This window comes from Brachybacterium sp. JB7 (assembly GCF_003335205.1).
GTDB classification, from domain to species: domain Bacteria; phylum Actinomycetota; class Actinomycetes; order Actinomycetales; family Dermabacteraceae; genus Brachybacterium; species Brachybacterium alimentarium.
This window is the reverse complement of record NZ_QPGN01000032.1, coordinates 1-18,359: the sequence shown is the minus strand read 5'-3', so window position 1 is coordinate 18,359 and position 18,359 is coordinate 1. Positions and strand designations below refer to the sequence as shown.

Here is an 18,359-nt window from a genome sequence, read left to right as displayed (position 1 = left end):
TGGTCTCCCCGTAGGCGACGGAGACGTCATGGTTGCCCATCACCACGGCGAGCGCCGCGAAACCGCACAGGTTGGGGGTGGGGGAGAGGTGGACCCAGAGGTCCAGCGGAGCCGCAGGGATCAGCGCTGCGGTGATCCCCGCGGCGAACGGTGCCCAGGGGACGTCGTGGAACAGCACACGGGCCAGGAGCGCGATGCCCAGGATCCAGGGCAGCACGGCCAGGGCCAGCACGGCGCCGTTGAGCACGACGGGAGTGGGCCCCCAGGGCACCAGGGCGGCGAGGGCATGGAACGCGGCCGGGTAGAAGCTGGGATCGCCGGAGGTGTTCGAGATCGAGCCGACGTGCAGGCTCGAGGCGTCACCGACCTCGCGGATCCGCTCCAGCGCGGAGAGGTGGTAGAGCGCGTCCCAGCGCTCGAGGACGGCGCCCGGGCGGCCGGCCTGGAGCGCGATGGGGACCACGGCGATCGCCACGGATCCCACCAGCCACGCTCCGCCCCAGGGGACGGCACGGCGGGGCATCAGCCGCCCGTCCAGCATCGTCGAGGGCAGCTGCGCGCCGAGCCGGCGCAGGCCGAAGGCGAGGGCCACGAGCGCCGCACTGCCCAGCAGGAAGGGGAGCAGCGACCATCGAAGCCCCAGGGGTGCGACGAGGATCGCGCTGATCCCGGCGATCGCGGCCGCGAACGCCGGGGCCAGCGCGAGGGAGAGCAGGCGCGACCCGCCCAGGGCTCGGACCGCGACGTACCCGGGGAGGTACGCCGCGGCCAGGACCACGAGGATCGCGACGAGCAGGGCGAGGGCGGCGAGCAGAGCGGTCATCCGTCCTGACGGTCGCGCAGCGCCGCGGCGCGGTACTGCGACGGCGGCTGCGCCTCATCCAGGGCGAGGCGCCGGGCCAGATACGTCGTCCGCTTCTCGGCCGCCTTGGTGCGGGCCTCCTGCAGCGCGAGGAAGCCCAGCAGCACCAGGACGGTGGCGTACAGCAGCAGATCGGCGCCACGACCCACGCCCACCAGGTTCGCGACGCGGGAGAGCATCCCCGGGAACAGGACCGTCACCACGGCGAAGAACGCGAAGGCGATGATCAGCAGGCGACGCACCGCGAGCTGCTTCGCGCCGCGCTTGATGAACAGCCAGGCGATGATCCCGACGATCCCCAGCACCAGCAGGAGCTGGATGATGAAGGTGCGGCTCTCGACCCCGAGCGCGGGGCCGAGGCTGACGATCAGCTCGTGCTCACCCACAGGGCTCAGGCCTCCTCAGCCTGCTGGTGGGTGGAGGCGGAGCCGTCGCCGAGGACGAGGCGAGGGGTCCCGGTCCAGTTCTCGGCGGTGGTGATGTTGCGGCCGTCGATGACGAGCTTCACGCCGGGGACGTCGGCGGCGGTGAGGTCCTTGTACTCGGCGTGGTTGGTCTGCACGATCACCAGGTCCGCCTCCTCGCCCACGTGGTACGGGGCCCAGCCGAAATCGGCGAGCTCCTCGTCGTCGTAGTACGTGTCGTGGACCGCGACCTCGGCGCCGTGCTCGCGCAGCGCCTCGACCACGGGGAACACGCCCGAGAACGCGGTCTCCTTCACCCCGGTCCGGTACGAGGCGCCGAGCACCACGGCCTTCATCCCGGACAGATCGCCCAGCAGGCTCGAGGCCCGCTCGACGAGCTTCGCGGGGACCGAGGCGTTCAGGGTGCGGGCGGTGCGCACCGTCTCGGCCTTGGGATCGGTGGAGAGGTACAGGCGCGGGTAGACGGGGATGCAGTGCCCGCCCACGGCGATACCGGGCTGGTGGATGTGGGAGTAGGGCTGCGAGTTGCTGGCCTCGATGACCTTGTAGACGTCGATGCCGTTGTCCTGGGCGAACAGGGCGAACTCGTTGGCCAGGCCGATGTTCACATCGCGGTAGGTGGTCTCGGCGAGCTTCGCGAGCTCCGAGGCCTCCGGGGTGCCCAGGTCCCATACGCCGTTGGGGCGATGCAGATCGGGCCGCTCGTCGAACTGGAGCGCGGATTCGTAGAACTCACGAGCCTTCGCCGTGCCCTCGGCGGTCAGCGCACCGATCAGCTTGGGGTACTTGCGAAGGTCCTCGAACACGCGCCCGGTGAGGACGCGCTCGGGGGAGAACACCGCATGGAAGTCGACGGACTCCTTCAGCCCGGAGATCTCCTCGATCATCGGCACGAACCGGCCCCGCAGGGTGCCCACCGGCAGGGTGGTCTCGTAGGAGACCAGGGTGCCCGGGGTGATGTGCTCGGCCAGCGAGCGGGTCGCGGCGTCCATCCAGCCGAAGTCCGGCTCCCAGGTGGCGTCGTTCACGAACAGGGGGACCACGATCACGATCGCGTCCGCGTCCGGGATCGCCTCGGCGTAGTCGGTGGTCGCGCGCAGCTTCCCGGCTGGCACCAGCTCGGAGAGCTTCTCCTGCAGGTGCGCTTCGCCGGGGAACGGCTCCGTGGCCTGGTTGATCAGCTCGACCTGCCGGGGGTTGGTGTCCACTCCGGTCACCTCGTGACCGGCATCGGCGAACTGCACGGCCAGCGGCAGTCCGATCTTCCCAAGGGCAACGACAGCAGTCTTCACGGTGGGGTTCCTCCTAGTTCGGCGCCGCTGCGGGCACCGTGTGCACGATGATGACCACCACTGGCGGCCCACCGTGACAGAGTATCGTGGGCCGCTGTTCCGGAGCGTCGTCACGCGCCGCCTCGACATCGATGCCACGCCCCCTGTCGCGAGTCCCTGAAGGAGAGCCCGTGAGCACCCCCGAGCCCCTGCGCGAACCCGACGCCGAGGTCACCTCACCAGGCGCAGCATCCACCTGGTTCGTGGTCCCTCTGTTCAACGAAGGCCAGGTCGTGGGCGATGTGATCCGTGACCTGCGCACTCGCTACCCGCTCGTGGTCGCCGTCGACGACGGCAGTGCAGACGGCTCCGCAGCCATCGCGGAGCAGGCCGGTGCGGCGGTGGTGCGCCACCCCTACAACATGGGGCAGGGCGCGGCGCTGAAGACCGGCATCGACTACGCGCTGCGCGATCCGGCGATGCGCCAGGTCGTGACGTTCGACTCGGATGGTCAGCATCAGGTCGACGATGCGGCCTCGATGATCGCGATGCGCGAGGACGAGGGCGTGGACATCGTGCTGGGCTCGCGCTTCCTCGACAAGCGCACCAAGCCGGGCCTGCTCAAGCGCATGGTGCTGCGCGGCGCCGTCTGGTACACCAACCTCACCAGCGGCGTGAAGCTCACCGACGCGCACAACGGTCTGCGCGTGATCGGACGCGACGCCTGCGAGAAGCTCGCGATCGAGCAGAACCGCATGGCGCACGCCTCGGAGATCGTCGAGGAGATCGGGCGGCACCGTTTCACGGTGCGCGAGCACCCGGTGCACATCCTCTACACCGACTACTCGCGCTCGAAGGGGCAGTCGATGCTGAACTCCGTGAACATCGTCATCGACATGCTCTTCCGCTGAGCCGCTGAGCCGCTGAGCCGCTGAGCCGCTGAGCCGCTGAGCAGCTGGCCCGCTGGCCGGTGGCCCGCTGAGCTGCTGGGCCCCTGAGCCGCTGAGAGCCCGTCAGCCCTCGTCGGGTGCGGAGGGCTCGGCGCTGCCGTCGGCGATCGACTCGAAGAACTGCGCGATGTCGGCGTCGTCGGTGAGGACCGCGACCCCGGAATTCTGGGTCTGGTACGAGGGATCCTCGATCGGCATGACCATCGTCCCGCTGCCCATCGCGCTGCGCGCGGTGAGCGCCATCCTGCCCACCCGGAAGATCCCCGTGCCCTCGCTGGTCACCAGCGAGTCGGAGCCGGCACCGGCGAGCTTGACCTGGCTGATCGGGTTCAGCAGCACCCCCGGCGAGCTGACCCGGTTCATGAGCGAGCTGACGAACTGCTGCTGGCGCTGCTGGCGTCCGATGTCGGCCGTGGGGTCGAAGTAGCGGGCGCGCACGAAGGCCAGCGCCTGTTCGCCGCCCACGTCGTGGCAGCCCTCGTCCATCTTCAGCCCGGACTTCTCGTCGTCCACGTCCTGGTCGATGCACAGGTTCACGTGATCGACGGCGTCGACCATCCCGGAGACCCCGTCGAACCCGATCTCTACGTAGTGGTCGATCGTGAGTCCCGTGAACTCCTCGACGGTCTCCACCAGCAGCGGTGCACCGCCGAAGGAGTAGGCGGCGTTGAGCTTGTAGCCGCCGTGACCGGGGATGTCGACGAGGGTGTCGCGGGGGAGCGAGACCAGATAGCTGTTCCCGCCGGGCGCCTTGTGCAGCAGCATGATCGTGTCCGTGCGGGCTCCCTCGGTGCCGTCCTCGTTGACCGCCTCGCCGCCGCGGCGGTCCGAGCCCGCGATGAGATAGGTGGTGCCGGGAGTGTCCTCCGCGCCCGAGAGCGCGTCGACGTGCTCGATCCGGCTGTCGGCCCAGAGCACCAGACCGGCGCCCCAGCCCACCACGACGACCAGCACGAGCACCAGGAGCGTCGCGCCCAGGCGGACGGGTCGCGGGAAGCGCGAGCGACGGCGGGAGCGCCGCTCGGGCGCAGGACCCACAGGACCCATCGGGTCGGCGGGATCACCGTGAGGACCGGCTGCGGCCGCCGGCGCTGCGCCGGGCACATGACGCACGCTGCCTGCTCTCGGGTGCGCGTCCTCGGCAGGGGGCAGGGCCTCCTCGGAGACCGGGAGCGCCCGGGTGGGGGTCGGCTCGGCGGCCGGTCGTGGCGCCGACGAGCGCCGCGGCACCTGCCGGGCGCTGCCTCCGGCGCGTGCACGATGACCGGCAGGACGGCGCGGTCCTCCTGGGCGCGGGGAGCGCGGCGGCTGCTGATCGCTCACGGCTGTCTCCTTCCCGGCCATGGGTCTGATGGCGCGGAGATGTATGGCGTCCGACAGAGTAGCGGCCGAGCGGCCCCCTCGACGAGGCCGCGCGGCCTGCCCGACCAGGATGGACAGAACCTCCTGCGAACCTTCACAGGGCGACCATCCACGGCAGTCCGGAGCCTGCTGCGGTCTCCGTACACTGGTGCCCGCGCCGCTCAGGCGGCCGTCACCACCCGCAGGAGGCGCCATGACCCAGTCCGCACCCGCCGCCGGCCCGATGCCGCATCCCTCGTCAGCCCATCCCGAGGCGACGTCGGCACGAGTCGTCGCCGTCATCGTCACCTACAACCGTGAGCAGCTGCTCGGGGAGTGCCTCGATGCGCTCGCCGCCCAGGAGCGCCGTCCCGACGCCGTCGTGGTGATCGACAACGCCTCGAGCGATGCGAGCGGCACGGTCGCCGACGAGCACGCGATCGCGGCCGACGTGGTCCACCTGCACCGCAACGTCGGGGGAGCGGGCGGCTTCGCCGCCGGCATCGCCCGCGCCCTCGTCCGGCACGACGCCGACTGGGTGTGGGTGATGGACGACGACACGATCCCGCGGCCTGGTGCCCTCGCCGCCCTGCTGCAGGCCCTGGAGGCCTCGCCGGTGCGGTTGAGCGTGCTGAGCTCCCGCGCCGTCTGGACCGACGGCCGCGACCACCCCATGAACACCCAGCGCACCCGCCTGGATGCCGGCGCGCAGGAGAAGCGGGACGCGGCGCGCGCCGGCGGCCGCCCGATCCGCACCGCCAGCTACGTCTCCGCCTTCCTCAACGGCGAGGACGTGCGCCGTCTCGGACTGCCCTACGCGGACTACTTCATCTGGTCCGACGATTTCGAGCACACCGGACGACTGCTCCGCCATGGGCGCGGGCTGCAGGTGCCCTCGTCGGTCGTCGAGCATCGCACCGTGCTGTTCAGCAACGCCCAGAGCAACCCGGGATCCCGGTTCTACTACGACGTGCGCAATCGCCTGTGGGCCCTGCTGCGCACCGATTCCTTCAGCGTGTGGGAGAAGGCGGTCCACGGAGGCAGCACCGCCGTCGGCTGGGCGAAGCAGCTGGCGCGCCACCGCGGCGACCTGATCGGTGCCGGGGCGCACGGCGTGGTCTCGGCGGTGCGGCGCGGCCCGCGCCCCTCCGCGGACGTGCTCTCGGCCGATGGCGAGGCCGCCGCCGATGTGCGCACGATCGAGCGGAAGGCCGGTCGGTGAGCGGCCGTCGCCGGGCAGCGGAGCCTGCGGCGGGCACGTCGCCGTTCGCGGTGCTCATGCCCATGTGGGGAAAGGACCTGCCGGAGCGGGTCGAGCTGGCGATCTCCTCGGCCACCGTGGACCAGCAGCTGCGCCCGGACCGGCTGATCCTCACGATCGACGGTCCGCTGCCGGTCGCGCTCGAGGAGCTGGTCGCTCGGGTCGCCGACGGAGCCTTCGGCCCGGCCCAGGTGCTCCGCCACGACACGCATCGGGGGGTCGCCGCCGCTCTCCAGGACGGTCTGCAGGCCTCGCCGTACGAGCTGGTCGCGCGCGCCGATGCGGACGACATCTGCCGTCCCGAGCGCTTCGCCCTGCAGATCCCGCGGATGGATGACCCCTCTGACCCGCTGGACCTGCTCGGCGGGTCGATGCGCGAGTTCGACGACCGCATCGCGCCGGGCACCGGGCCGCTGCGCGAGCGGCCGCTGACCCACGACGCGATCGTCGAGTACCTGCCCCATCACAGCCCCTTCCACCATCCCGCCGTGGTGATGCGCCGTGCGGTCGCGCTCGCCGTGGGCGGGTACCGGGACCTGCCCCTGCTGGAGGACTACTGGCTGTGGGAGCGGATGATGCTCGGGGGCGCCCGCATGGGCAATCTGGAGCAGGTGGTGGTCGACTACCGCGTGGACCAGGACCTGTTCGCGCGCCGCGGGGGATGGCGGCTGTACGCGAGCGACCTCCAGCTGCAGCGCCGCTTCGTGCTCGACCGGGTCACCACCCCTACCCAGTTCCTGCGCAACGTCGTGATCCGAGGCGCATACCGCTTCGCACCGGGGAGCCTGCGACGATTCGGCTACCGAAAGTTCATCGAGAGTTCGACATGAGTGTGACGTCCTCGTCGTGCCCGCCGACAGCGGCCTGAGAACGGCGCCGGGCCTGCGAGGCTCGGCTACTGTGATTCCCCGGTGGACCACTGCCCGCTTCGAAAGGATTGCCTGTGTCGACTCCTGACCTCCTGATCGTGGGTTCCGGCCTGTTCGGTCTGACCATCGCCGAACGAGCCGCCGTCGAGCACGGCGCCAAGGTGACCATCATCGATCGGCGCCCGCATGTCGGCGGCAACGCCTACTCGGAGATCGACGAGCAGACGGGCATCGAGGTCCACAAGTACGGTGCGCACCTCTTCCACACCTCCAACGAGCGGGTCTGGGAGTACGTCAACCGCTTCACGACGTTCACCGGCTACCAGCACAAGGTGTACACGACGCATCAGGGCGAGGTGTTCCCGATGCCGATCAACCTCGGCACCGTGAACCAGTTCTTCCGCGCCGCGTACACGCCCGACGAGGCACGCGAGCTGATCGCCGAGCAGGCCGGAGAGCTCGCGGGCACCGACCCGGAGAACCTCGACGAGAAGGGCATCTCCCTCATCGGCCGCCCGCTGTACGAGGCGTTCATCAAGAACTACACGGGCAAGCAGTGGCAGACGGACCCCAAGGATCTGCCCGCCTCGATCATCTCGCGGCTCCCGGTGCGCTACACCTACAACAACCGGTACTTCAACGACACCTTCGAGGGCCTGCCCACCGACGGCTACACCGCGTGGCTCGAGCGGATGGCGGACCACCCGAACATCGAGGTCCAGCTGGAGACCGACTACTTCGACACCTCCCAGCCGCTGAACAAGGACTCGACCCGAGGGAACATCCCGGTGGTGTACACCGGTCCCGTGGACCGCTACTTCGACTTCGAGCTCGGGGAGCTGGGCTGGCGCACGATCGACCTGGAGACCGAGCACCTCGACGTAGGCGACTTCCAGGGCACCTCGGTGATGAACTACGCCGACGAGGAGGTCCCCTACACGCGGATCATCGAGCCGCGCCACTTCCACCCCGAGCGCGACTACCCCAAGGACCGCACGCTGATCCAGCGCGAGTACTCGCGCTTCGCGGACTCGGGGGACGAGCCGTACTACCCGATCAACTCCGGCACCGATCGCGAGCGGCTGAAGGCCTATCGCCGGCTCGCCGACGCCGAGCCGCGCACCCTGTTCGGCGGGCGTCTGGGCACCTACCAGTACCTGGACATGCACATGGCCATCGGATCCGCCCTGTCCATGGCCGACAACAAGCTGCCTGACCTGCTGCGGGCCTGAGAAGACCGCCCCGCCGTGCAGCACGGGGCCTCCGCAGACCGCCGACGAGGAGCATCATGAACGCCGCCACCGCCGAGACCGCAGCCACCACCGCATCGCGAGAGTCCGGCAGCACTCCCGAGATCGCGCCGCAGCGTCTGCTGCAGCGGCTGATCCTTCCGTACGAGGCCTCCCCGGACATCGTGCCTCTGTACATCGAGGCCGAGGACGCCCGTTCGGGCGCCACCGGCGGAGCCTTCGGCCTGGGTGGGGCCTCGGACCGTGACATCGCGGATCCCGGCGGCTCGCCGCGCGGGGCCAGTCCCGCGCAGGTGGACGTCAGCGAGCTGAGCGACCGCCATGCCGCCCGGATCCCCGCGCACTCGATGCGGTCCTTCGGCACGTACTTCAACGCCTTCCCGGCGAGCTACTGGCGCCGTTGGACCCCGGTGCGCCGGATCCGGCTGACGATCCGCACCGCCGGCAGCGGCCACCTGATCGTCATGCGATCCACCGCCCGTGGCACGCTGCAGCGCCAGGAGTCGCGCAACGTCTCGGGCGGTCCCGCGGACCAGGTCTTCGATCTGCCGCTGACCGCCTTCGGCGACGGCGGCTGGTACTGGTTCGACGCCTACGCCGGCCAGGAGCCGCTGACGATCCTCGGTGCGGAGTGGACGGCCGACGCCGATCTCGCCCGCACCGACGGCACCTTCTCGATCAGCATGACGACGATGAACAAGGTCCCGTACTGCCTGGACAACATCCGCACGATCGCGGAGGATCCGGACCTGCGCGAGCTGCTGGACGTCATGTACGTGATCGACCAGGGCTCGGATCGCCTGCGTGATCATGCGGGCGAGCTCGACCCGTTGCAGGAGACGCTCGGGGAGCAGCTGCAGATCATCGAGCAGGGCAACATCGGTGGCTCCGGCGGCTTCTCCCGCGGCATGTACGAGGCCTCGACCGGCGGTGCCTCGACCTACGTGATCAACTGCGACGACGACATCGTGCTCGAGGCCGAGTCCCTGATCCGGATGACCACCTTCGCGGACTTCGCGACCCGGCCCACGATCGTCGGCGCCCACATGTTCGACCTCAACAACCGCAGCGTGCTGCACACGTTCGGCGAGGTCGTCGATCCCTGGCGCATCCAGCCGGCGCTCGCGAATCCGGGCGCGGAGATGGGCCACGACTTCGCCCTGGACCCGCTGCGGTCGACCCCCTGGCTGCACCGCCGTGCCGATGTCGACTACAACGGCTGGTGGAGCTGCCTGATCCCCACCGAGACGGTGCGGGCGATCGGCTTGAGCCTGCCGGTGTTCATCAAGTGGGACGACGCCGAGTACGGCCTGCGCGCGAAGAAGGCGGGCTATCCGACGGTGTCGCTGCCCGGCGCCGGCGTGTGGCACATGAGCTGGGTCGACAAGGACGACCTGGTGGGCTGGCAGGCCTACTTCCACGAGCGCAACCGCATCATCACCGCCCTGCTGCACTCCCCGTACAGCCGCGGCGGCCGGGTGATCAAGGAATCGCAGTTCATGGACGTCAAGCACCTGATCTCCATGCAGTACTACACCGAGGCCGGGCGCCTCATGGCCCAGCGCGACGTGCTCGAGGGGCCTGATGCGCTGCACCCGTCGATCGGCACGAAGCTCCCCGAGATCCGGGGGATGGCCGCGGGCTTCGACGACGCGGTCTCCCGGAAGGATCAGGACCTGTATCCACCGGTCCAGATTGACAAGCCGCCCCGCAAGGGGAGGCCGTTCAGCGAGCCCGGGCGCCTCAAGCTGCCGGTGTGGACCGTGAAGGCCCTCGCCAAGCAGCTGGTGAAGCCGACGAAGGCGCAGGCGGAGGAGAACCCGCAGGCCGCGATCGCGCACATCGACGCCAAATGGTGGCGTCTGTCCGCCTATGACAGCGCCCTGGTCTCCAACGCCGAGGGCACGCAGGTCTCCTGGTACAAGCGCGATCCGCGCCAGGTGCGCGAGATGCTCACCGGTGCCATCGGTGCCCACCTCGATCTCCACCGTCGCTGGCCCGAGCTGCAGAGCACCTACCGTCGCGCCGCGGCGCACCTCACGTCCTTCGAGGCGTGGGAGCGGACCTTCGCCGAGAACCCCGCGCCGGTGCGCGCTCAGGACGCCGAGCAGAGCGGGTCCTCCGGGGCAGGCGCCACGACCACCGGAGGCTCGCCCGCGTGACCGAGCACGGCGACGCCTCCCGCCCGGACGCCCTGACGGTCCCCACCCGCGCCGAACAGGCGCAGGGGTGGAGGGCGCCCGGTCAGGACGCCGGCTGGCTGAACCCGATCCGGGAGCGCTTCCTGCTGCGACTGCTGGTGCGCAAGGAGCTGCGGGTGCGCTATCGCGGCAGCATGCTCGGCATGCTGTGGAGCTACGTCAAGCCCGCGGTGCAGTTCATCGTCTTCTACATCGCGCTGGGCGTGTTCCTGCAGCTGTCGAAGGCGACCCCCGCCTATGCGGTGTACCTGTTCAGCGGCATCGTGGTGGTCAATCTCTTCGGCGAGATCTTCGGCAACGCCACGAGATCGATCTCTGGCAACGGCGCGCTGGTCGCGAAGATCTATCTGCCCAGTCAGCTGTTCCCCTGGTCCAGCATGATCGTCGCCCTCGTGCATTTCGTGCCCCAGCTGCTGGTGCTGGTGGTGGGTGCGCTGCTGTTCGGCTGGCTGCCCTCGCCCACGGCACTGGTCGCCTTCGCGCTGGGCATGATGATCCTCGTGATCTTCACGATGGGTCTGGGCATGCTCACGGCCGCGCTGAACGCCGCGTTCCGGGACGTGGAGAACTTCGTGGACCTCATCGTCATGGTGGCCACCTGGCTCTCCCCGGTTCTCTACCGGATCTCGATGGTCCAGGAGGCGATCGACGGCACGATCTGGTGGTGGCTGTACCAGCTCAATCCGCTCACGATCGTCGTGGAGCTGTTCCATGTCGCCTTCTGGCGGTTCTCGCCGGAGGTGGTCGAGGCGATCCCGGCGGACCCGTCGCTGGTGCTGCCCGGCGAGCCCTTCGGTCTGTGGTGGGCCGGACTGCTGATCGCGGTGGCCACCTTCGTCATCGGCACGGTCGTCTTCGAGCGCTCCAAGCGGCGCTTCGCGCAGGAACTGTGAGGGGAGCAGAACGATGAGCCCGAACCTCAAGGATGTTCCGGAATCCGCCGCGGTCCCCACCGACCGCGAGATGGTGCGCATCCAGCACGTGTCCAAGCAGTTCTCGCTGCGCCACGACCACTCGCTCAAGGAGCTGGTGTTCTCCGCGCTGCAGAAGAAGAAGCTCGCGGACACCTTCCTGGCGCTGGACGATGTCGACCTGACGGTGCATGCGGGGGAGACCGTGGGCCTGATCGGTTTCAACGGCTCCGGCAAGTCCACGCTGCTCAAGACGATCTCCGGAGTGCTGTTCCCCGATCACGGCCGGGTGCTGCTGCGGGGCAGGGTCGCGGGTCTGATCGAGGTCGGTGCCGGGTTCCATCCCGATCTCTCCGGTCGCGAGAACGTCTACCTCAACGGGGCCATCCTCGGGATGACCCGGGAGCAGATCGATGCCAAGTTCGACGAGATCGTCGCCTTCAGCGAGATCGAGGAGTTCATCGACACCGACGTGAAGTACTACAGCTCGGGCATGTTCCTGCGCCTGGCGTTCTCGGTCGCGGTGCACACCGAGCCGGACATCTTCCTGGTCGACGAGATCTTGTCGGTGGGCGACGAGCCGTTCCAGCGCAAGTGCCTGGAACGCATCCGGGAGCTGCAGGCCGCCGGCCGCACGATGGTGGTCGTCTCGCACGAGCTGGAGATGCTCCAGAAGCTGTGCACCCGCATCGTCGTGATGCGCTCGGGGAAGGTCGTCTTCGACGGCGATCCGCGCGAGGCGGTCGCGACGCTGCGCGCCAGCTGACCTCGCATTTGGTGGGCCGAGGCACGGGGCGGGGCCGGTCCGCGCAGGCCCGTCCGTGCGGACTGATCCGGCGGCGCCGCCCGCACTCGCGGCGAACGAGCTCGCTCAGGCGCGCCCGGTGACCGATTCGTCGGCAGCCCGGCGCTCATCCACCGCGCCGGCCGGGGCGACGATGCCGCCCCCGGCGAGCAGCGCCTCAAGGACATTCGGCACGGCGGTGAGTCCGTCCTCCTGCGCGAGCAGACGCGGCGGCGCAGCCGCCGACGGCTCCGACGGGTCGCTCGGAGGGAGCTCCACCGACGGGGAGGGGCCGCTCCAGCCCGGCAGCGGGACTCCGAGCTGATCGGGGTGGGCGCGCACCTCGCCCACCCAGTCGTGAGCGAGCGGCGGGAGCTCGCCGTCGAACCGGGGCGCGAGGGAGACGGGCTGCACAGCGAGCACCTCGTCCGCGTCCGCCGCGAGCGGTGAGTCCGGGCGGTCGGTGGCGACGACGCGAGGGGACGGCGGCAGAGCCGGTGAGCTCTCGGCAGCCCCGCCCTCCGGGCCGTCCTCGCCCTCCGACCCGCGGTCCAGCACGGTGACCTCGGCGCCGAGCGACCAGGCGGCCAGGGCCAGGACCAGTCGCTTCCAGTGCGGGGGCAGGTCGAGCACGACGGCGTCGCCCGGCTCCAGGGCGATCTCGTCATGGAAGTGTCCGATCGACTTGATCACCCAGTTCGCGAGCACATGCCCGGACAGCTCGATCCGCGAGGACTCGCCGTACCAGGCGAGGGCGGGCTGGGGTCCGGTCCGCTCCAGGGCGGCGAGGAGCTGGACGCTGGTCTGGGGGGTCATCGGGAGTCCTCCTGACCGTCCGGACGGACGATCTCGACAGTCAGCAGGGGCAGCGGCGCCCCGAGGGCTTCCGCGCCCAGCGCCGTCCGGATCCGTTCGGCGAGGGCGCCGGCGGCGATCCAGGCGTCGGGGCCCGTCCCTGCGGGCGTGACCAGGATACGGCCCGATCCGCTGGTGCCAGTGCCAGTGCCAGTGCCAGTGCCAGTGCCAGTGCCAGTGCTGGTGCCCACGCCTGTGCCTGTGCCGGCGGTGGTGCTGGTGCCGGGGTTGGAAGCGATTCCGGTCCGCCCGTGGGAGGCGTCCTCGGGCGCTGCGGGCACCCAACGGGCCGTGGCGTCGCGGCCGGTCTCGTCCTTCCGGGGGAGCGCGGCGACCGTGAGCGCCCTCTCGATCCGCTCGGCGGCCGGCTCGGGGGACATCCGGGCGACCGGCTCCTGCGCGGCGGTGAGGCCGAGGGCGACCCAGACCGACTCCAGGCTGGGGCGTCGGAACCAGTCATCCTCCCCGGTGCGCGAGAGGTCCCGAGCGGGCACGTCGTCCGTCGTGGCCCCGGGGGCGCCGCGCACGATCGCGGCCGGCACGCCGCCGGCCTTCCCCTTCACGAGGTCGGAGGCCGCGGCCAGCTCGTCGGCCAGGTTCCGCACGGTCACCGTGAGCGCACGTCCGTCGGCATCCGTGCCCCCGCGCAGGTCCTGCAGGGAGGCCACCCCTGCGGCGCCCAGGGCGATGTCGCCGACGCCGACGCGCCAGATCCGCGAGGAGGTGTCGGTCAGGAGGACGCCGAGGCGGATGCCGAGCATCGTCACCAGGCGATCGCGCAGCTCGAGGGCGCAGCCGTCCGGGTCCTCGGGCAGGAGCAGCGGGCCGTCGGGAGCGTTGGAGGAATCGACGCCGGCGGCGGCCATCACCGGGCCCGAGGGGATCTGGACCACCGAGGTGACCACGCGGGTGTGGCGCCGGCGAGCCACCGTGCGCACCGCGGCGGCCTCGATCGCGGCGTCGCGCTCGGCGGGGTCCACCCGCAGTCCGAGAGACTTCGAGACGATCTTGGTCGAGATGCACAGCACATCGCGGTCGCGCACCTCGAGAGCGCGCAGAGAGGGTGCGAGGATGGCGGCGAGGTCGTCGCCGTGACGGATCTCGGGGATCCCGGTCACGGGAAGGACCTGGACTGTGCCTGGTCGCGTGCTCGGGGGGTCGGCGAGGCCCGATCCCGGTGGGACCTGCGATGATTTCTCGATGCTCACAGGATCCTCCCAGATCAGTGATTCGGTGCGGCTGGGGGCCGCGACGCGCCGGTCCCGCTTGACGGGCCATAACTACACGGGTGTATTTTAGAGCGGCAACAGGCCTTCGGTGGTCCCCGCAGCGGAAGGAGAGGTGACGATGGACGAGCAACCCGTCAAGGATGACGCGCGTGCAGAGCTGTCCTTGCTCGATCTCGCCGGTCAGGATGTCAACGAGACCGGGTTCTCGTGGCAGGACGTCGAGGACGATGCCGAGCTGTCATGGCAGGAGCGCGCCCTGTGTGCGCAGACGGATCCGGAGGCGTTCTTCCCCGAGAAGGGCGGCTCCACCCGCGAGGCGAAGAAGGTGTGCGTGTCCTGCGAGGTCCGCGCAGAGTGCCTCGAGTACGCCCTCGAGAACGATGAGCGTTTCGGCATCTGGGGCGGTCTGTCCGAGCGCGAGCGTCGCAAGCTCAAGCGCCGGGCGGTCTGACATCCTTCCTCGGTGAGCACCCGTCACGTCACGGCTGTCGTCCTGCTGAGCGGGCCGGCTGCTGAACGTTCCCCTCAGGGCGTCATCGAGGCCGTGGCCGGGCAGACCCGGCCCCCCGACCAGCTGATAGCGGTCGCCACGTCCGAACTCTCCGCTGACGCCCTCGGCGTGCTCGAGCAGCACGTCGGCGACGGGCGTCTCGACGAGCTCCAGACAGTCTCCGCGAGCGCCGGACGCGCCGGTGCGGTCCGCGAGGCGCTGGACCTGCTGGAGAGTCGCGCACGGTCCCAGGTCGACGAGACCGCGCAGAACAGCCCCGTCCACGGCGCCGACGGCGATGGCTCCGACGGCGACAGCTCCTCCGCCGAGGCGTCCACCGCTGATAAGTCCTCCGCCGACGAGTCCGCCGTCGGCGGCACGGACCCCACCGGCGGCGACGCGCACCGTCACGGCGCGCAGGTCGTGAGCAGCCAGGAGCGTCGCTCCTCCGGGCGCTCGGGCCGCCGTGCCCGAGCAGTGGACAGCGCGATCGTGGAACGCGAGCGCACCCAGCGGGCCGAGGACCTGGCGCGGGTCCCGCAGCGACTGCGCGAGGACCGCCACCGTCCCGGCCGCCGGATCGGTCAGGTCGCCGACGGCGAGAGCTGGCTGTGGTTCGTCGTCGCCGGAGCGACCCCCGAGCCGGATGCGCTGGACCGTCAGCTGACGATGGCCGCGGAATCCCCGAACACCGGGGCTGTCGGCGCGAAGCGCGTGCGTCCTGTGCTCGCACCCTCCGCGCACGACGGCGTCCCGTGGGAGGACCATGCGCAAGTCGGCGCCGACGCGCTCGTCGACGTCGGCCTCACCCTGACCCACGGCGGGCGCATCATCACCGGTGTCGACCCGGGGGAGATCGACCAGGGCCAGGCCGACTGGCGCCAGGACGTCCTCGCCGTCGCGCTGCCCGGCATGCTCGTGCGCGAGGAGGTCCTCCGTGAGGTGGGCGGGCTGGATTCCGACCTTCCCGAGCCGTGGGCCGAGATCGACCTGTGCCGACGGATCTGGCGCTCCGGCGAGCGGGTCGCGGTGCAGTCCGCCGCCCGAGTGCTCTCCCCGCACCCGACGCGCCCTCGTCTGGAACGGCTGCAGGAGCAGCGCACCGGGCAGATCCTGCTCCGGCTCAAGCATCGTCCCCTGCTGATGGCGCTGCTCATGCTCGTGGCGCTGCCCGTCGCGACACTGCTGCGGATGCTCGGTGCGATCGCGGCGTCGCAGCCGCGCAGCGCCATGATGGAGCTGCGGGCCTGGGCGGCGGCGATGCCGCGGGTGCCCAGGGTGCTGTCCCGCGGGCGAGCGGATCGTCGCCGCGCGCGCGTGCCGAGCGGACGCCTCGCACCGCTGTACCTGCCGCTCGGGGACAGCGCCCGCCGTCGACTCGGAGATGCCTGGACGCGTCTGTTCGCCACCGATGACCACACCCGCCGCATCCGCCGCACGACCTGGGGGATCGCCGGTACCCACCATGGGGCCGACGATGCCGACTACGGCCGGCACGTGATGTGGACCGTGCTGGTGGGCCTGGTCTCGACCGTGCTCGGCCTGGTCGCGCTGCGCGGGGTGTTCGGCCGGGGCGAGCTCGTAGGGCCCGGGCTGCGCGCCCTGCCCCGGACCTGGCAGGACGGCTGGGAGGCCGCCTGGGCCAGCTGGGTCCCCGGCGGCCTCGGGGAGCGCGGCCCCGGTGACCCGCTGGTCAGACTGCTGGGTTCCTTGCCTCTCGCGGGGACCTCCTTCGTCGAAGCCGTCATCGTCGCCGCCGTCCCGCTCAGCGCCCTCACCGCCTGGTGGGCGGCCGGCGCGATCACCCGTGCCGTCGGCGCCCGCCTCACGATCGCGACCGTATGGGCCCTTGCGCCCGCCCTGATCTCCGCCCTCGCCATCGGCGCCTGGCCCCTGCTGCTCGTCCACGCCCTGCTGCCGCTGCTCGCGCTCGCCGTCGGCCGCGCCGTGGGCCTGCCCCACAAGGCCTCCCAGGCGAGCGTCTCTGGGGCTGCCGCCGGTGGTCTGCTGCTGCTCGTGCTCGGCGCCGTGGCTCCGGTGCTCGTGCCGCTGAGCGCTCTCGCGCTGGTGCTGATCGCGATAGCGGTCCCCGGTCGCCGACTGCGTCTGCTGTGGGTGCTGGTGCCGTCGCTGGCCCTGCACGCCCCTTATCTCCCCGTATATCTCGGCCACCCGGAGACCCTGCTCGCCGTGGGCGGCGTCCCCGCCCACGAGGGCGGGGCCACGACCACGGATCTGCTCTCCCTGTGGCCCGTCTCGCCGGGTCTGCAGGACCAGCTCGCGCCGCTGATGGGATCGACTGCCGCGCTGCTGCTGCCGATGCTCCCGGTGGCTCCGGTGGTCCTCGCCGCGCTCGTCTCCCCGCTGCTGGCAGGCAACGCCGGTCGTGCCGGTCGGTTCAGCCTGCTGATGGCCGCTGTCGGCCTCGTCCTGGTGCTGGTCACCCGCGCCACGGGGCTCGGTGCCGACGGCGACCAGCTCGCACCGCCCCCCGTCCATGCTCTGGTCAGCGCCGTCCAGCTGGCCCTCTCGATCGGTGCCGCGGCGAGTTTCGACGCGTTCGCCCGCCGGGACGAGACGGATGGTCGCGTGCGCCGAGGGGTCACCGCCGTGGTCGGCGCACTCGTCGCCGCGGTGTGCGTGGTGACGGTGACCGGGTGGACCCTGCTGCTGCCCGGTCAGCTCCGCCTCGACCGTGCCGAGAGCGGTGAGGTCCCGGCCGCCGCCGCGGACCAGGGCCGCACCGACGCCCGGTCCCGCGTCCTCGTGCTCGAGCAGCAGGACGACGCAGCGGTGCAGGCGCGGCTCGTCGTCCACGGCGGCGACAGCGTGATCCAGCACGCCGCCATCGTCGATGCCCGCAGCGCGGAGACCGCGCGAGCCGGCGAGACCGTCGACGGCGACCCGGCCGACGACGCCCTGCGCGAGGCCGTCGCCCGGATGCTCTCCACCGACGCCGGCTCCAGCGGGTCCGACGAGGTCGAGCAGACCACCGAGGCCCTCGCGATCGCCTATGTCGTCGTCGAAGGGGACGTCGAGGAGCAGGCGTCGCTGATGGCGTCCCTGGATTCCTCCTCGACGCTCGAGAAGGTGACCGAGGGGACGCGCGGAGGCATGTGGCGCGTGATCGAATCGGCGCCTCGCGCCGTCGTCGTCGGCGGTGAGGAGCCTGTGGCGCTGTCCAGCGGCGTCATCGATGCCTCCGGTCACCTCCCGGCGTCGGACCAGGAGCGCACGGTGATCCTCTCCGAACGGGACGACGGGCAGTGGCGCGCCACGCTCGACGGCGCGGAGCTCACGCCGGTCACGGTCGACGGCTGGGCGCAGGGCTTCGAGGTCCCCGCCGGCGCGGAGGGCGAGATCGACCTCCATCGCGAGCAGCCCGCCCGCCTGGTCTGGCAGATCCTGCTCGGAGCCGCGCTCGCCCTGACCGCGCTGATCTCGATCCCCTGGCGGCCGCGCAGCCGGGATGCGGAGGAGATGTATGGCTGACGACGACACCCCCACCCCGCAGGATCCCGGGGCGGCCCACGGGCCGCAGTCCCGACTGGGCCCGGCTCCCGAGCGCGCCCAGCGTGCCGGGAACGATCAGCGTGCCGGGAGCGACGCGGACGACGGCTCGCGGCACGGCGCGAAGGCCGGCGCGGAAGCCGGCGGGGA

General features: G+C 71.0%; 15 protein-coding genes. 9 read left to right on the top strand and 6 right to left on the bottom strand.

Features of this window, described 5'->3' with window-relative positions; translation table 11 throughout:
* The 3 genes from CIK81_RS17530 to CIK81_RS17520 all read right to left on the bottom strand — a co-directional run.
* Positions 1–823: DUF6541 family protein (locus CIK81_RS17530; RefSeq protein WP_346218064.1), on the bottom strand; the 823-nt coding region annotated here is incomplete at its 3' end.
* Complete coding sequence (locus CIK81_RS17525; protein WP_114306408.1) at positions 820–1,248, bottom strand: DUF2304 domain-containing protein; 429 nt, start codon at positions 1,246–1,248, stop codon at positions 820–822. The genes CIK81_RS17530 and CIK81_RS17525, both read right to left, overlap by 4 nt.
* Positions 1,249–1,253: 5 nt before the next feature.
* Positions 1,254–2,579: a nucleotide sugar dehydrogenase gene (locus CIK81_RS17520; RefSeq protein WP_096163453.1), complete on the bottom strand. Its 1,326-nt coding sequence runs from the start codon at positions 2,577–2,579 to the stop codon at positions 1,254–1,256.
* 170 nt (positions 2,580–2,749) lie between these two features.
* Here CIK81_RS17520 and CIK81_RS17515 point away from each other — a divergent pair, with 170 nt between their 5' ends.
* Positions 2,750–3,469: a glycosyltransferase family 2 protein gene (locus CIK81_RS17515; protein ID WP_241964258.1), complete on the top strand. Its 720-nt coding sequence runs from the start codon at positions 2,750–2,752 to the stop codon at positions 3,467–3,469.
* A gap of 102 nt (positions 3,470–3,571) precedes the next feature.
* Here the strand turns inward: CIK81_RS17515 and CIK81_RS17505 are convergent, their stop codons facing one another.
* Complete coding sequence (locus CIK81_RS17505) at positions 3,572–4,831, bottom strand: LCP family protein (RefSeq protein ID WP_241964257.1); 1,260 nt, start codon at positions 4,829–4,831, stop codon at positions 3,572–3,574.
* A 232-nt stretch (positions 4,832–5,063) separates the two neighbouring features.
* Between CIK81_RS17505 and CIK81_RS17500 the strand changes: the two genes are divergently transcribed.
* From CIK81_RS17500 to CIK81_RS17475, 6 genes are all read left to right on the top strand, one after another.
* Positions 5,064–6,071 (top strand): glycosyltransferase, encoded by a 1,008-nt coding sequence (locus CIK81_RS17500; protein ID WP_096163455.1) that lies wholly within the window; start codon positions 5,064–5,066, stop codon positions 6,069–6,071.
* Positions 6,068–6,940: a glycosyltransferase gene (locus tag CIK81_RS17495; RefSeq protein ID WP_241964256.1), complete on the top strand. Its 873-nt coding sequence runs from the start codon at positions 6,068–6,070 to the stop codon at positions 6,938–6,940. Before CIK81_RS17500 ends, CIK81_RS17495 begins: the two co-directional genes overlap by 4 nt.
* A 113-nt stretch (positions 6,941–7,053) precedes the next feature.
* Positions 7,054–8,211: a UDP-galactopyranose mutase gene (gene glf / locus CIK81_RS17490; RefSeq protein WP_096163457.1), complete on the top strand. Its 1,158-nt coding sequence runs from the start codon at positions 7,054–7,056 to the stop codon at positions 8,209–8,211.
* 56 nt (positions 8,212–8,267) lie between these two features.
* Positions 8,268–10,391, top strand: a complete 2,124-nt coding sequence (locus CIK81_RS17485; protein ID WP_096163458.1) for a glycosyltransferase — start codon at positions 8,268–8,270, stop codon at positions 10,389–10,391.
* Positions 10,388–11,323 (top strand): ABC transporter permease, encoded by a 936-nt coding sequence (locus CIK81_RS17480; RefSeq protein ID WP_241964255.1) that lies wholly within the window; start codon positions 10,388–10,390, stop codon positions 11,321–11,323. The genes CIK81_RS17485 and CIK81_RS17480 overlap by 4 nt, the downstream gene beginning before the upstream one ends.
* 13 nt (positions 11,324–11,336) lie before the next feature.
* On the top strand, positions 11,337–12,107 hold the full coding sequence (locus tag CIK81_RS17475; protein ID WP_096163459.1) for an ABC transporter ATP-binding protein: 771 nt from the start codon (positions 11,337–11,339) through the stop codon (positions 12,105–12,107).
* 105 nt (positions 12,108–12,212) lie between these two features.
* Here the strand turns inward: CIK81_RS17475 and CIK81_RS17470 are convergent, their stop codons facing one another.
* Both CIK81_RS17470 and cofE read right to left on the bottom strand, forming a co-directional pair.
* Positions 12,213–12,941, bottom strand: coding sequence for a TIGR03089 family protein (locus CIK81_RS17470; RefSeq protein WP_096163460.1), 729 nt, complete (start codon positions 12,939–12,941; stop codon positions 12,213–12,215).
* Positions 12,938–14,188, bottom strand: coding sequence for a coenzyme F420-0:L-glutamate ligase (cofE, locus tag CIK81_RS17465; RefSeq protein ID WP_255411101.1), 1,251 nt, complete (start codon positions 14,186–14,188; stop codon positions 12,938–12,940). Before cofE ends, CIK81_RS17470 begins: the two co-directional genes overlap by 4 nt.
* A gap of 139 nt (positions 14,189–14,327) precedes the next feature.
* Here cofE and CIK81_RS18795 point away from each other — a divergent pair, with 139 nt between their 5' ends.
* Positions 14,328–14,660, top strand: a complete 333-nt coding sequence (locus CIK81_RS18795) for a WhiB family transcriptional regulator (protein ID WP_096163461.1) — start codon at positions 14,328–14,330, stop codon at positions 14,658–14,660.
* Between the two features lie 12 nt (positions 14,661–14,672).
* On the top strand, positions 14,673–18,191 hold the full coding sequence (locus tag CIK81_RS17455; RefSeq protein WP_114355976.1) for a glycosyltransferase family 2 protein: 3,519 nt from the start codon (positions 14,673–14,675) through the stop codon (positions 18,189–18,191).
* Positions 18,192–18,359: the final 168 nt, after the last annotated feature.

Excerpts from the sequence above, each read along its gene's own strand:
- CIK81_RS17470 (WP_096163460.1), bottom strand. The coding sequence starts at position 12,941 with ATGACCCCCCAGACCAGCGTCCAGCTCCTCGCCGCCCTGGAGCGGACC.
- CIK81_RS17475 (WP_096163459.1), top strand. The coding sequence starts at position 11,337 with ATGAGCCCGAACCTCAAGGATGTTCCGGAATCCGCCGCGGTCCCCACC.
- CIK81_RS18795 (WP_096163461.1), top strand. The coding sequence starts at position 14,328 with ATGGACGAGCAACCCGTCAAGGATGACGCGCGTGCAGAGCTGTCCTTG.
- CIK81_RS17485 (WP_096163458.1), top strand. The coding sequence starts at position 8,268 with ATGAACGCCGCCACCGCCGAGACCGCAGCCACCACCGCATCGCGAGAG.
- CIK81_RS17500 (WP_096163455.1), top strand. The coding sequence starts at position 5,064 with ATGACCCAGTCCGCACCCGCCGCCGGCCCGATGCCGCATCCCTCGTCA.